This is a genomic window from Rouxiella badensis (assembly GCF_026967515.2).
In the GTDB taxonomy this organism is placed as follows: domain Bacteria; phylum Pseudomonadota; class Gammaproteobacteria; order Enterobacterales; family Enterobacteriaceae; genus Rouxiella; species Rouxiella badensis.
Window position 1 is genome coordinate 2,142,336 of record NZ_CP114062.1, and the last position, 14,040, is coordinate 2,156,375.

Consider the following 14,040-nt stretch of genomic DNA (forward strand, 5'->3'; position numbering starts at 1 on the left):
CTGCATGAATTAACGACGTTTGCCTTTCTGGAAATAACGTTCAATCTTGCTCTGAATAGCGCTTAACCCGGTTGTCGCGACCAGATACCAAATGCAGGCGACGATCAGCAGCGGAATATTTTCATAGGTCCGGGAATAAATGGCCTGCGCCGAATAAAGCAGGTCCGAGAGTGAAATTACGCTGACCAGCGAGGTGCTTTTCAGCATGCCGATAACCTGATTACCGGTCGGCGGAATAATGAACGGCACCGCCTGTGGCAGAATAATGCGCTTCAGCCACTGTACTTTCTGCATCCCCAGGGCGCGAGCCGCCTCCTGCTGGCCTTCGTCTACCGAAGAGATACCGGCGCGGATAATCTCGGCCATATACGCCGCTTCATTTAATCCCAGCCCTAATATCGCCGCCGTCCAGGGCGTAATTAAGTCGTTCATGCTGCCGGAATAGAGCGTTGGCATAAAAGGCAGGCTGACACTGAAGGTTGGATATAACGCCGCCAGGTTGTACCAAAAGATTAACTGCACCAGCACCGGCGTACCGCGAAAGAACCAGATATAACCGCGGCTAAATCCGGCCAACAGCGGATTATGCGACAGCCGCATCACCGCCAGCGCAATGCTTAATACAATCGCCAGCGCCATAATCACCCCCGTTAGCCAAACGGTGACCCACAGCCCTTCGAGAATGGTCGGTGAGAAGAGATATTTGCCAACCGTTCCCCAGGCAAAATTGGGATTGGTTATCATCGAATGGGCCACCATTGCCACCAGCACAATAGCCACCAGCAGCGACACCCAGCGTCCGTAATAGCGCGGTGCGACCACGCTGAGCGGCGGCGGCACCGGCTGCGGCGCGCCCGAAGGCTGAGTGCGCGGCGGGACGTCTTTCTGCGCCAGACCGAGTCGCGGATGAGGCTGATTATCTGTCATCATTTCTCTCATTCTCTCAAACTGAAGGAAGGACTCCGGTTGCGTTGCTGGCAAACTCACAGCACGCGGTTTAAAAAGTCTCGTGTGCGGGCATGGGCCGGTGCGGTAAACAGGCTCTGCGGCGTGCCGGTTTCAATAATCGCGCCGTTGTCCATAAAGGCGACCTTCGTGCACACCTCGCGGGCGAAGGCCATTTCGTGCGTTACCACCACCATGGTCATGCCGTCTTGCGCCAGATTGCGCATCACGTCGAGCACCTCACCGACCAACTCCGGGTCAAGCGCGCTGGTCGGCTCGTCGAACAGCATGATCTCTGGCTTCATTGCCAGCGCGCGCGCAATCGCCACCCGCTGCTGCTGACCGCCCGAAAGCTCAGACGGATAGGCATCGTAGCGGTGGCTTAACCCAACGCGGTCGAGCAGCGCCTTTGCCTCTTCGATGGCCTGCCTGCGCGGGATTTTCTTGACCTGCATCGGTGCCTCAATCACGTTTTCCAGCGCCGTCATATGAGCGAACAAATTGAAGCGCTGAAACACCATGCCGATGCGCGCGCGTTTACGCACAATCTCCGACTCCTTGAGAATGTGCAGCTTGTCGCCCACCTGCCGATAGCCGATCCACTCGCCAAACACTTGCAATGACCCCCCGTCGATTTTTTCAAGATGATTAATGCAGCGCAGGAAGGTCGATTTTCCAGAGCCTGACGGGCCGATGAGGCACACGACTTCGCCGCTCTCGATACGTAAATCCACGCCTTTAAGGATCTCGACGCCGTTAAACAGCTTCACCACCTGACGCGCTTCTACGACCGCAATGCTGTCTAATGCCATGATGTTCTCCTGATTTCAGGGGGCCAGATACCAGGTGCAGACGCCACCGCCGTCGACAATCAGCATCTGGCCGGTGGTATAACCGGCGTCTTCACTGGCGAGATAGCACACCGCCTTCGCTACCTCACGCGGCGTGCCGGCGCGGCGCAGCGGCAGCCGGGTTACCTCTTCCGCCAACGCAGGTTCCTGCTGCTGCCAGCCGTCGTCGGCCTCACGAATCGGGCCAGGGCTGACGCCGTTGACCCGAATACCGTACTGTGCCCACTCCATCGCCATCTGAGTCGTGAGATTAACCACTGCCGCCTTGCTCGGTCCAAAAGCGCCTGCGCCGGGATAACAACGATGCGCCGATGCCCCGGCGATGCTGATAATGCTGCCGCCGCGTGCAAGCATGACTTTTGCCACCTCGGTGCTAGTGATAAAACAGCCGGTGGCGTTGGACTGCAAAACCTGTTGCCACTGGCTGTCGTTTAACTCGAGCAGGCTGGCCGGTGCACTGGCTCCGGCGTTATTGACCAGAATATCTATCGCGCCCCAGTCGGCGACGACCTGCGCCACTGCCCGGTTTACACTCTGTCGTTCGGTCAACTCCGCCTGGTAAAGGCCGACCTGTCCGCCCGCCAGTCGGATTTCTTGCGCCGTTTTTTCGGCACTCAGACCGTCGCGGCGATAAACCAATGCAATTTTGGCACCCCTTGCCGCCAGCTCGAGACAGATGGCGCGGCCAATGCCTTTGGCTCCGCCGGTTACCAGCGCAATTTTGTCGTTGAGGTCACTCATGACGCTTCTTCCATACGGTGGTGAAACTCGCCCGCCGCCTGTTGCACCAGCGTACGCCCGCAAATATATCCCCAGGTCAGGTTCGGACCGAGCGTCGTACCAGCCCCTACCGCCCTTGTCCCGATGGGATTAGCCATCGCGACGCCCGCGCAGAAAAGTCCCTGAATGATGCCGCCCTCGCGATGGCGCACGCGGCCAAATTCATCGGTGCGCGGTCCTCCCTTGGTGGCAAGAAAGGAGCGATTGAACGGCATCGCCAGAAACGGCGGCCTGACGATTTTCATCAGGCCACCATGGAAACGGGCATCCGCCTCGCCGTGGGCCGTGGACCGCTCGCGGTGGAAATCGTCGTCTCTGCCCCGTTCGCAAAACTGGTTGAATCGGGCGACGGTAGCCTCCAGGCTCCCCTCAGGCAGATTGAGCGCCGAGGCCAACTGCGCCAGCGTGTCGGCTCTAACCATCCACTGAGGATGGCGCAGCGCTATCAGCTTCAGCATCGGTGAACGGCGCAGCAGCTCTGCGTCGGCCACCAGCCAGGCGGGCAAATGCAGAGGATTGCCCTGAGCGTCACGCGCGTCCAGGCGCTCGCCAAGATTGAAGATAAATTCGTTGGTGAAGCGTTGACCCTGTGCATTGACCAGGATGGCATTCGGTTCGTAGTGAAAATAAACCGACAGCCCGTAAGGTTGCCCCTGATAACGCCACGGCAGCGCACCGCCGATGTTGGCCTGATCCATATGCGCCAGCTCGGCGCCTATCTCTTCCGCCATACGCTGCCCGTCGCCGGTGTTGGTGTCCGGGCTACAGACGTAATCCACAGGACCGGGAAAATGCGTTGCTCGGCGCTTCACGTCGCCTTCAAATCCCCCGCTGGCGATCACTACGCCCTGTGCCGCCCTGAGCTCAATCAGCCGTCCCCGATGACGATAGCGCACGCCTATCACCCGATGGCTGCCCTCGGTGAGCAGGCTGACTACCCGCGCCTGCGTTTGGATACCACAGCCAAGCGCCGCACAACCCGCCAGCAGACCGGTAATCATTGCGCCACCTTTGGTGCGCAGCCGCCGCCCCCAGCGCCACAGCAGTCTGGGCGAGAGTCGACAGGCAACTTCTAGCGGATGGTGCCAAATGTCCTCTTTAATCACCTCGTGATAGGTATAAAGCTGCGGCAATGGCGAGGGCCGCAGCCTCCATCCGCGATGGTCCAATAGGCTGGCGGCCAACGGTAAAGGGGCGAGCATGCGGCCTCGGGGCTTGGCACCGGCGAAACCCGCCAGCGGATCCGCCTCGTCGGTCAGGGCAAAACGCAGCGGCGAATACTGCTCCACAAAGGCCAGCATCTCAGAGGCAGAGGTGGCAAATGCACGCCACAGGGCGTCTTCCGTTGCGGCCCAGCCTTCGGGCGCCGTCGCGCGAAGATACTGCAACGCCTCCTCCGGCGAGTCCACCAGACCTGCCGCACGCGCATGATGATTGGCAGGCACCCAGGTCGCACCGCCGGACATCGCCGTGGTGCCGCCCAGCAGAGGGCTCTTCTCGAGGATAATCACCGACAGTCCCCCTTGCGCTGCCCGCAGCGCCGCACTTAGCGCAGCACCGCCTGAGCCGACAATCACCACGTCACAGGTCTCGACGTTTGCGATAGCGGCGTTATGCCCTGACTGACGCATAGTTCAGTCCTCGCTTCAGATTGGGTTGGTTTTCATCAGGTTGATGCCCGGCTTGGCAAGACGTACGTCCGAGAGTTCCCACCTGGCCATTATCTTGTCGTAGGTGCCGTTTTCATGCAGCACGTTGAGCGCTTTAAGCAACGCCTGCGACAGCGCGTCGTTTTCATGCGCGACCACCATGCCGAGATAGTATTTAGGCATCAGAGGCATCTGCACTGTCCGAATTGGCCGCGGGGCTTTTTTCTTGATTTCCCCCGCTGCGGCGGCATCGTTAAGCACAAAGTCGACGCGTCCGGCGTAGAGCGCCAGCAGTACTGCGTCCGCCGACGGCAGCGTAACGGTCTTGACCGCCGGTTTGCCCTGCTTAACGCAGTTCGGGGTATAAATCTCGTTGATGGCGTGCTCAAAGTCGGTGCCCGTCTGCACCCCGGCGTTTAATCCGCACAGGGTCAGCGGGTCTGCCTTGACGCGGGTGTTGGTGGCAAGGGTATAGACCTCGTTGGTGGCGTAAGCATAGTTAACGAAGGTCACCTGCTTTTCGCGCTCCAGGCTGTCGGAGATGCATTCGACGGCGACGTCATAGCGGCCGCTTTTCACGCCTGGGATGAGACCGGCAAAATCTATCGATACCGGCTTGACCTTCACGCCGAGTACCTGCCCCATCGCGTCCCACAGGTCCGGTTCGAATCCGACCATAGTTTTATTATCTTCAGCGAAAGACTCGCAGGGGGGATAGTGCGCGTCGGTCACCAGATTGATGACTTTGCTCTGACGAATTTTTTCAGGAAGCTGGGCATGCAGCTCGGCGTTCATAGCCAGAGGCGCTTCTGCCGCAAAGGCGGGTGCTGTCGCCGAAACACTGGCAAGGGTAACGCAAAGATACGACAAGGCAGACACAGCGATAGATTTCATTTTCATGCTTGTAAACCCCCGGTAGAAAGTTTGCCATCTCTAAAAAACCCAATTCCATTCTGCAACCATCATGCCAAATTTAACTAACCGATTAATTAACAGCCTGTATGCGGCTCGACAGTTTTGTACATTAAATAACCACCGCGAGCGCCGTAGGAACAATCCCCAACACGGTGCAAGGTGACAGGCATTTGCTATTCAGATGGGGCAAAAGGCCCGCAGGTAGGTGCTTAGCACATTTTGGTGTAATAAAAGCGCGGTCATTCAGGCAGCGAGTGTGATAGTTTTTTGGTCTGCGAGTTATTCTGATGCGTTTCAGGGGTTTACTTTTTACTGGAGTCATTATGTCTCAGTCTTACGATTTTAACGTTGCCTATCCGACCCGGCGCCCGAGCATGATCGGCGCCAATGCGGTTTCCGCCTCACAGCCGCTTGCGGCACAGGCCGGGATGCGTATGTTGATGCTGGGCGGTAACGCCGTCGATGCGGCGGTCGCAACCGCAATGGCGCTGACCGTGGTTGAGCCGAGCGGCTGCGGTGTGGGCAGCGACGCGTTTGCCATTGTGTGGGACGGCAAGGAAACGCACGCACTCAACGCCTCGGGCCGTTCGCCTGCCGCCTGGACGGCAGAATATTTTGCCGGTAAAGACGCGGTGCCGACCTACGGCTGGGACTCGGTCAGCGTGCCGGGCGCGGTATCGGCATGGGTTGAGCTGGCAAAAAAGTTTGGCAGCCTGCCGCTGACCACTCTGGCACAGCCTGCTATCGATTATGCACGCCAGGGTTTTCCCGTTTCGCCGCTGATTAGTCGACTGTGGAAGGCGGCGGTGAATAAGCTGCACGATCAGCCCGGCTTCAGTGAATGCTTTGCGCCGAACGGCGTCGCACCTGAAGTCGGCGAAATTTTCCGTAACCCGGCGCTGGCCGACACGCTGGAGCTTATCGCCAAAAGTGAAGGTGAAGCGTTCTATCGCGGCGAGCTGGCCGAGAAGATGATCGCTCACAGCCAGTCTTGCGGCGGTGCGATGACCCTTGGGGATCTGGCAAACCACAAGGTTGACTGGGTCGAGACCCTGAAACAGCCGTTTGCCGGTGGCACGGTGCATGAGCTGCCGCCAAACGGACAGGGTATCGCCACCCTGATTGCGCTCGGTATTCTCGAAAAGCTGGACTTTGGCTCGCAGCCGGTGGATTCAGTGCAGACGCTGCACCTGTCGATCGAGGCTATGAAGCTGGCACTCGCCGATCTCGACCAGCACATCGCCGACGTCGACCATATGCATTTCAGTCCCGAGCATCTGCTCAGCGACGACTATTTACAGCAGCGCGCCAGCCTGATTGACCCAAAACGCGCCAGTGACGTGACCTATGGCTCACCGAAGCCGGGTGGCACGGTGTATCTGACCACCGCCGACGCAAGCGGCATGATGGTATCGTTCATTCAGTCAAACTATATGGGCTTTGGCTCGGGCGTCGTGGTGCCAGGCACCGGGATCAGCATGCAGAATCGCGGCTGCGGTTTCGTGCTCGACCCCGCGCACGCCAACTGTGTGGCACCGAACAAGCGCCCTTTGAATACCATTATTCCGGCGTTTGCCACCGACGGTGACGGCAAACCGCTGATGTCGTTTGGCCTGATGGGCGGCCCAATGCAGGCTCAGGGGCATCTTCAGCTGGCGATTCGGGTGATGCTTTACGGTCAGAATCCTCAGGCGGCGATCGATGCACCGCGCTGGCGGGTGATTGAAGGGCGGCAGGTCGCTATCGAGTCCACGCTCGACACCAATACGCTCGCGGCGCTGCGTGCCATGGGGCATGAACTGCTGGTCGAGGATCCGTTACAGGGTCACAACTTCGGCGGCGCGCAGGTGATAGTCCGCCATCCACAGGGTCACTACCTCGCCGGAAGCGAATCACGCAAAGACGGTCAGGCGCTGGTGATGTAGCGACAAGATGTGACTCTGCTTCAACTTCTCCAATGAATGCGCTGTAATTTTCCCCCTGCGCTATATAAAAATGAAACATCGTTCTATAAAGGAGGGTGTTTCTTTTTTTATGCGCATGGAGAAAGCAAAATGACAACGTCCCTGTTTCACGGCGTGATCCCGCCGGTCCCGACTATCCTTGACGCGAACGAACAGCTCGATAAAGAAGGCATGAAACGTCTCATCGATTTCACTATTGCCGGTGGCGTAAATGGGCTGTTTTTCCTCGGCAGCGCCGGGGAGTTTGCCCATATGTCCGACGACCTGCGCCACGAGGTTGCACGCTTTTGCACCGCCTACGTCAATAAGCGCGTGCCGGTGCTGATTGGCGCCGCGCATCCGGGTACCGAGGCGACGCTGAGCTTCGCCCGTCATGCCAAAAGCGTCGGCGCTGACGGCGTTGTTGTGGTCAATCCCTACTACAATCCGCTGGCGGAAGAAAACATCACCCTGCACTACAGCTACCTGGCCGAAAACCTCGATCTGCCGATCGTTATTTATAACTTTCCGGCACTCACGGGCCAGTCGATCCCGGTCGACGTTGTCCGCAAACTGGCGCTGAATTACCCGAATATTGTGGGATTGAAAGATACGGTAGACAGCCTTAACCACATCCGTGAAACCCTTCAGGCCGTGTTACCGGTGCGCCCAGACTTTGCCGTGTTTGCAGGATATGACGAATACTTGTTTGGGACGCTGATTTTAGGCGGCGCGGGCTCAATCCCTGCCAGCGCCAACTTTGCCCCGCAGCTCACCTGCGGTATTTATCAGGCGTGGCGCGATAAAGATTTCCACAAGGCGGTCAAACTTCAGCAGCAACTTTCCTGGTTACCGCCACTCTATGCGCTGGATACGCCGTTCTACAACGTGATTAAGTATGCAATTCAGCTGGTTGGCGTGGATATTCCGGTTAACTCACTGCGCCCGGCTCAGCCGCTAAGCGATGAGAAGAAGGCGCAGGTCAAAGCCATTCTTGAGCACGCTAAGCTGCTCTAAAAAGGCAAATTTATGGCGCTTATTTGCGAGCCCTGTAACAGCCAATACAAACAGAAATAGAAATAATTATTATTTCTGTTGAGATTTAGATACTCTGCGTTATCTCTAAAGTATTGGCTGATTCATTTTTTTGATTATGCAGACACTCTTCGATAGCTTTCGCGATGGCCCAATACCCTGGGTTGCCGATCAATTCAAGTTTATGACCCCTGAGGTGGCGGACGCCCTGCCTCTGAGCCTGCTGACCAGCGAACAAGGCTGCACCAGACTGCTCGAACGCTATCTGGCCGTTCACGCCGAGGATGCGGGGCAAATCGACAAACGCCGTGCGCGCATCTCAATGTGGTCTCAGTGGTATTTCGCCAACCTACTGCCAAGCTGGGTCATTATTTCCCTGAGCCACAACTGGCAACTGCCCATCCATCCCGAAAAGCTGTTTATGAGTTTGCAGGAGGAGGGGTTGCCGAGTCAGATTTACCTGCAGGGAGAAGGTGAAGCCTTTACCCCGCGCGCCGAATCGCCGTTCCACCGCTTCGAAGAGATGATCGAACAACATTTGCGTCCGGTGTGTCAGGCTCTTGCCGACGCCTCCAGTCTCAAGCCTGGGATTTACTGGGGCAACGCGGCGGTTCGCGTCAATTGGGGCATTCAGCAAGCCGAATTAATTGCGGCCGACACTCGCGACGGCAATGCCTTAATGGATGCCCGCGAGCTGGCGGCAGGAAGGAAAAATCCACTGTTTCAACCGCTGCGCCCTGAAAATCCCAGGGATCCGCAAAGCCCGCTGTATCGCCGCCAGTGCTGCCTGCGCTATGAGCTGAGAGACGTCGCCATGTGCCCTTCCTGCCCGCTGTTGCTGGCCGAAAAACGCCGCCGTATCCCTACCGAATAAACGCTTAGCGGGCAATTTATCGCCCGTTTGCTTCCGTTTTGGATTAACTTAGTTGAAAAAATGATTGGATCTTAAGACCAGAAAAATATAGTAATTAGGTTATATACAGACCAACGAGGTATTGATCATGTCAACACATAAACCTGACGATCGTTCCGCCTGGTATTCAACCGCCGCGTTGAAAACCAGTTTGAGCGACCTGAACTCGCTGGCCTCAGGCGTGCTGAGCACACTGTCGCAACCGGTTAACCTGGTATGGAACCACATCACCGGCAAGCAACAGCCGCTCCGCGCCAAGGTGGTTCATCGCTATGCCGTACCCTCGTCGCGCACCATCAGCGTGGCGGAAGGCTTCTTTGGATTTATTCCCATCGAGTCTTATGAAAACGAAAAATACATTCTGGAAGTGGCCTACGGTGACCAGCAGTATCAGGTTGAAGTCCCACGCGCCTATTACCAGAAAAGCAACATCGGCGATGGCATCGATATCCATACGCTCTGACCGCTACACGCAAACTTTGCCCGCCAGGGATTGGCGGCAAAAAACCTCTCCGCTTCACGCCTTTGTTTTTCTCAAAACCTTGTGCTGCCTCCCTTAATACAATGAAATTCATTGACATTGTTTCGCCATCCCCTTAGAAAATCTGGGACGCTTATAATCAGACAATCACTTTTCAAGGGCGATGATGGCATACGATATTCCCGCAACATCCCTCACTGCCGGGCAGTCTCGCCGCGCATTGGTGGCAGGTTCGGTCGGTAATTTTATCGAATGGTACGAGTTTGGCGTTTACGGTTATCTGGCGACGGTGATTGCCGGTAACTTCTTCACCCTGGAGGGACAAAGCGGACTGACTGGGCTGATGTTGACCTACGCCTCCTTTGCGCTGGCGTTCTTCTGTCGCCCGATTGGCGCGATTGTTTTCGGCCGCATCGGTGACAGGATTGGCCGCAAACCGACGTTAATCGCCGTGGTGGTCTTGATGACGATTGCGACGGCCGCTATCGGTCTGTTACCGACCTATGCCTCGATTGGCGTGGCCGCGCCGCTGTTGTTGACCCTGATGCGTATGCTGCAAGGATTATTTGCCGGCGGCGAATTTGGCGGCGCGGTGTCGCTGATGACCGAATTTGCGCCGAAGGGCAAGCGCGGGCTTTATGGCGCATGGCAATCGTTCACCGTGTCTCTGGGCCTGTTGACCGGCGTGGGTCTTGTTGCTCTGCTCGCCCATTTACTGGCCCCCGAACAGTTAACTCAGTGGGGATGGCGCATTCCCTTCCTGCTGGCGCTGCCTATGGGGCTGGTTGCCCTATGGCTGCGGTTGAGCCTCGATGAAACGCCGGCATTTAAAGAGACGCAGGCCGAAGGTGCCGTACCGCTCAACGCCTCGTTTGGCGAAACGATAAAGGCTATCGCGCTGGGCATTGGCCGCATGATGGGCTGGTCGGCCGGTGGATATACCTTTTTGGTGGTGATGCCGTCGTATCTGCAAACCTCGCTGCATGCGACCTTTTTACAGGCGCTGGTGGCCACGGTGCTGGCTAACGTCGGCTTCGCGCTAGCCATTCTGCCAGCAGGTATGCTGAGTGATAAAATTGGCCGAGAAAGAGTGATGATGGCGGCGATGGGGGTCATTATTCTGCTGACTTTCCCGCTGCTGCATCTGCTGCAAGACGCGCAAAGCAGTCTGCTGCTTAAGGGTATTGCGGTGCTGATAGCCGGTGCCGCCATCGGGGTTGTCGCGGGCCCCGGCCCGGCGATGCTGGCAGAGATGTTCCCCACGCACACACGTTACACCGGCCTTGGGCTGTCATATTCGCTATCAAATGCGGTGTTTTCGGGCTGTGCTGGGCTGATTATCACCGGCCTCATCAAGGAGACTGGCAATCTCGATATTCCGGCTTATTACGTGGTTGCTACCTGTGTGGTGAGTTTATTGGCGTTAGGGGGGCGGAGGGCATAGCGGTCCTGATTCGCTTTTAGAGCTTTTGGGTCAAGGGCTTTTAGGTCAAGGGCACGTGCTTTGCACGCTGGGCGCAGTCACGAATCCGCAACCCGCTTCTAAACAAAAATCGGCAGCCTTGAGGTCAAGTCCATGCTCGGTCTAACGGCGGGATTTTTTTGTTTTTCTTTGTTGCCTCAACTGCTGTAAATATGATGTCTTTTCTGCGTCAGATTCACATTGGCGGGGAACGTGCGGCATCTCTAATGCCCACCGTCAGAAATCGCCCTTATTCTGGCAGGCAACGCCCAAAGGCTGAACACGGTTTTACCTAAGAGTTTATTGGCGGGTTCAGGACGGCGCGGAAAGGTAAATACCCCTTGAAGCTTTCAAACCGGAAAAACTCCTCGGAGTTAATTGACGTTGACCTTAAAAAGCAGGTCTAGGGCAGCAGCCCAGTAAGCGGTCGTTAGCAAGAGCCGGCGCGCAGCCAAAAACCTCATTTTTTAAGTTTTCACCAAACTTAACGTTTGAACTCGCGCTATCGCCTCGCGCATCTGCCGGTGCGTTATCTCAGTCGGCATGTTCGCCATGTCGGGCGCTCGCAGGCTTTGATCGATAATCAGACTGAGGTCGGCATCAGACAGGTCGGGAGATATTTCATTTAAATGTACTGGAATAGCACTGGCGCGGGCGAGCTCGAGGGCGACCAGAAGCTCTTCGTCGCTACGATTCTCCAGCGCCAGCAGGCACAGATTACCAAAGCCGACCAACAGGCCGTGAGCGATGTGGCGGGTTTTCTCGCAGGCGGTAAAACCGTCGTAAAGGGCGTGGGCTGCGCCGGTATGCGCTCCATTGCTCATAATTGAGGTCAACCCTGCATAGAGGAAAATCGCGTCAAGCACCTGTTCGAGCGCCAGGTTGGCCTGCCCTTTTCTTACCGCTTCGCAGGCGTCAGCAGCATAGTGCTTGATGAGCGTAAAACAGAGTTCGCTGTTGGTGCGCGCCACACCAGACAATCCGGTCAATTGACCGAGGTCACTAATGGCACGGTATTCATACCATTTAGCCAGCGTGTCGCCGAGTCCGGCGGAAAGCCAGTGCAGCGGTGATGTGGCCAGCAGGTCGGCGTCAATCACCACCGCGGCAGGCCCGTACGCCAGCGGGTACATATCACGAAACTGCCCATTGCTGTGATAACGAAACGCCAGCGGCGTAACGGCCGAGCAGGTTCCTGCGACGCTCGGCAGCGTGACAACGGGAATATTACACAGCACGCCCGCCGCCTTGGCGGTGTCGAGCGCCCTTCCTCCTCCGGTCGCCACAACCACCTCGACGCCCTGCAATTTTAGCCGGTCGGCGAGACGCTTAATCTCTTCCTCACAGCACTGTCCAGTGAGCATGTCATGCCCGAGATAGCTGACCATTTGCTGGTCAAGCTGTTCGGCCACCTGCTCCTCGACGCTGGCAATGCCGCGCTCCCCTCCCACCAGCAGCGCGCGCTGCCCGAGTCGGCCACACATGGCACCGAGATGCTTTATTGCGCCTCGTCCACGCAGGACGCTGGCTGGAAACACTAATCGATGAGTGAACATAACGCTCCAACGGAGAGAAATAACCATTCAAAGAGTATGGAAGAAGAACGCTAAACTTGCCCGTTAACGCCGCTATTTTGCGCCTTTACGCCCATAAACGTAAAAAGTGATCGCCGCACAGAGCACATAGAACAGCAGGAAGACTTTCATCGCTCCCGCCGGTGAGCCGGTCATCGCCAACGACATGCCGAAGGCCTGCGGGATAAAGAAGCCACCGATAGCACCTATTGAGGAAATAAAGCCCAGTGCCGCCGCCGTATCAGTCACCGCTTCGCGCTGTGCTACCTCGGCGGTTTTACCCTGCGCTAAAGCCCTTTCTGCCGTCGTTTTACGGAATATAACTGCAATCATCTGGTAAGTTGAGCCACTGCCCAACCCGGCCGTCAGGAACAGCGCCATAAATAGCGCAAAGAAGGCAACGAAATGACCACCCTGACCGTTGACCGGCAGCGTCAGGAACAGCAGCGCGGCAAAAACGGCCATCAAGACATAGTTAACCAGCGTCACTCTTACACCGCCGAGACGGTCAGACAGCATACCGCCGCATGACCGCGCCAGCGCGCCGATAAACGGCCCAAAGAAGGCGTAATGCATGATCTCGACCTCGGGAAACTGGGTCTTGGTCAGCACGGCAAAGCCTGCCGAAAAGCCGATAAAAGAGCCGAAGGCCGCCAGATAAAGCACGCTCATCACCCACAGGTGTCCGCGTTTTAACACTGGTAACTGTTGGCGGATTGACGCCTTCGAAGAGGCGATATCGTTCATACCAAACCAGGCTGCAAGCGTGGCGATGGCCAGAAACGGAACCCAGATCCAGGCAGCGTTTTGTAACCATAGCGTACTGCCGTTGGCGAGCGACTTACCTTCACTACCGAACAGGCCAAAGAGGGACACCGAAACGGCAATCGGCGCGACCAGCTGCATCACGCTAACGCCAAGGTTACCCAGCCCACCATTGATGCCGAGCGCACCGCCCTGCCTGGCTTTTGGAAAGAAGAAGCTAATGTTCGACATGCTGGAGGCAAAGTTCGCGCCACCAAAACCGCAAAGCAATGCGATAATCAGAAAGGTTGAAAAGGAGGTCTCTGGATTTTGCACCGCGAAGCCCAGCCACAGGCAGGGCAACAGCAGAAATACCGTGCTGATGGCGGTCCAGCGACGTCCGCCGAACAGAGGAACCATAAAGGAATAAGGGACGCGCAGGATTGCCCCTGAAACGGACGGTATCGCAGTCAGCAAAAACAGCTGTTCGGTAGTAAATGAGAAGCCGACCTTGTTGAGATTCACCGCGACGGCGCTGAACAGCATCCATACGCAGAATCCGAGCAGTAGACAGGGCACTGAAATCCACAGGTTACGGCGAGCAACGCGTTGCCCTTGCTGATTCCAGAACGCCTCCTCCTCCGGCCTCCAATCTTTAATTACTTTGGGCGTTTTTGCCGCGGGGTGTGATGTCGTGTCAGTCATTTGTGCCTCAACCTAAAAAAGTCGTACGATTGGCGTGCACATT

The 14,040-nt window shown here is 56.9% G+C and carries 12 protein-coding genes; 5 read left to right on the top strand and 7 right to left on the bottom strand.

Annotation, left to right across the window (positions count from 1 at the left end; genetic code table 11):
• Positions 1–9 precede the first annotated feature (9 nt).
• The 5 genes from O1V65_RS09890 to O1V65_RS09910 are packed head-to-tail and all read right to left on the bottom strand — an operon-like array spanning position 10 to position 5,125.
• Entirely contained in the window at positions 10–930 is a 921-nt protein-coding gene (locus O1V65_RS09890) for an amino acid ABC transporter permease (RefSeq protein ID WP_225741464.1), read from the bottom strand.
• Between the two features lie 53 nt (positions 931–983).
• On the bottom strand, positions 984–1,757 hold the full coding sequence (locus O1V65_RS09895) for an amino acid ABC transporter ATP-binding protein (protein WP_017490349.1): 774 nt from the start codon (positions 1,755–1,757) through the stop codon (positions 984–986).
• 15 nt (positions 1,758–1,772) lie between these two features.
• Positions 1,773–2,537, bottom strand: a complete 765-nt coding sequence (locus O1V65_RS09900) for an SDR family NAD(P)-dependent oxidoreductase (RefSeq protein WP_017490348.1) — start codon at positions 2,535–2,537, stop codon at positions 1,773–1,775.
• A complete protein-coding gene (locus O1V65_RS09905) occupies positions 2,534–4,207 on the bottom strand; it encodes an FAD-dependent oxidoreductase (RefSeq protein WP_165429622.1) in 1,674 nt (557 codons plus the stop codon). Before O1V65_RS09905 ends, O1V65_RS09900 begins: the two co-directional genes overlap by 4 nt.
• Before the next feature lie 15 nt (positions 4,208–4,222).
• Entirely contained in the window at positions 4,223–5,125 is a 903-nt protein-coding gene (locus tag O1V65_RS09910; protein WP_017490346.1) for an ABC transporter substrate-binding protein, read from the bottom strand.
• Between the two features lie 338 nt (positions 5,126–5,463).
• On the opposite strand from O1V65_RS09910, the gene O1V65_RS09915 reads away from it, so the two are divergent.
• The 5 genes from O1V65_RS09915 to O1V65_RS09935 all read left to right on the top strand — a co-directional run bounded on the left by O1V65_RS09915 (position 5,464) and on the right by O1V65_RS09935 (position 10,956).
• Positions 5,464–7,065, top strand: a complete 1,602-nt coding sequence (locus O1V65_RS09915; RefSeq protein ID WP_017490345.1) for a gamma-glutamyltransferase family protein — start codon at positions 5,464–5,466, stop codon at positions 7,063–7,065.
• Between the two features lie 129 nt (positions 7,066–7,194).
• Entirely contained in the window at positions 7,195–8,100 is a 906-nt protein-coding gene (locus O1V65_RS09920) for a dihydrodipicolinate synthase family protein (RefSeq protein WP_165429623.1), read from the top strand.
• A gap of 136 nt (positions 8,101–8,236) precedes the next feature.
• Positions 8,237–8,992, top strand: a complete 756-nt coding sequence (fhuF, locus tag O1V65_RS09925) for a siderophore-iron reductase FhuF (RefSeq protein ID WP_017490343.1) — start codon at positions 8,237–8,239, stop codon at positions 8,990–8,992.
• Between the two features lie 127 nt (positions 8,993–9,119).
• Positions 9,120–9,494 (top strand): hypothetical protein, encoded by a 375-nt coding sequence (locus tag O1V65_RS09930; RefSeq protein WP_017490342.1) that lies wholly within the window; start codon positions 9,120–9,122, stop codon positions 9,492–9,494.
• 184 nt (positions 9,495–9,678) lie between these two features.
• Entirely contained in the window at positions 9,679–10,956 is a 1,278-nt protein-coding gene (locus tag O1V65_RS09935; protein ID WP_017490341.1) for an MFS transporter, read from the top strand.
• A gap of 485 nt (positions 10,957–11,441) precedes the next feature.
• On the opposite strand, the gene O1V65_RS09940 is transcribed toward O1V65_RS09935, so the two are convergent.
• Together O1V65_RS09940 and O1V65_RS09945 are read right to left on the bottom strand one after the other, a co-directional pair.
• Positions 11,442–12,530 (bottom strand): iron-containing alcohol dehydrogenase family protein, encoded by a 1,089-nt coding sequence (locus O1V65_RS09940; protein WP_026110320.1) that lies wholly within the window; start codon positions 12,528–12,530, stop codon positions 11,442–11,444.
• 72 nt (positions 12,531–12,602) lie between these two features.
• The gene (locus tag O1V65_RS09945; protein WP_192503565.1) at positions 12,603–13,997 is read right to left on the bottom strand and encodes a NarK family nitrate/nitrite MFS transporter; all 1,395 of its coding nucleotides are present in this window, start codon (positions 13,995–13,997) and stop codon (positions 12,603–12,605) included.
• Between the last annotated feature and the right edge of the window lie 43 nt (positions 13,998–14,040).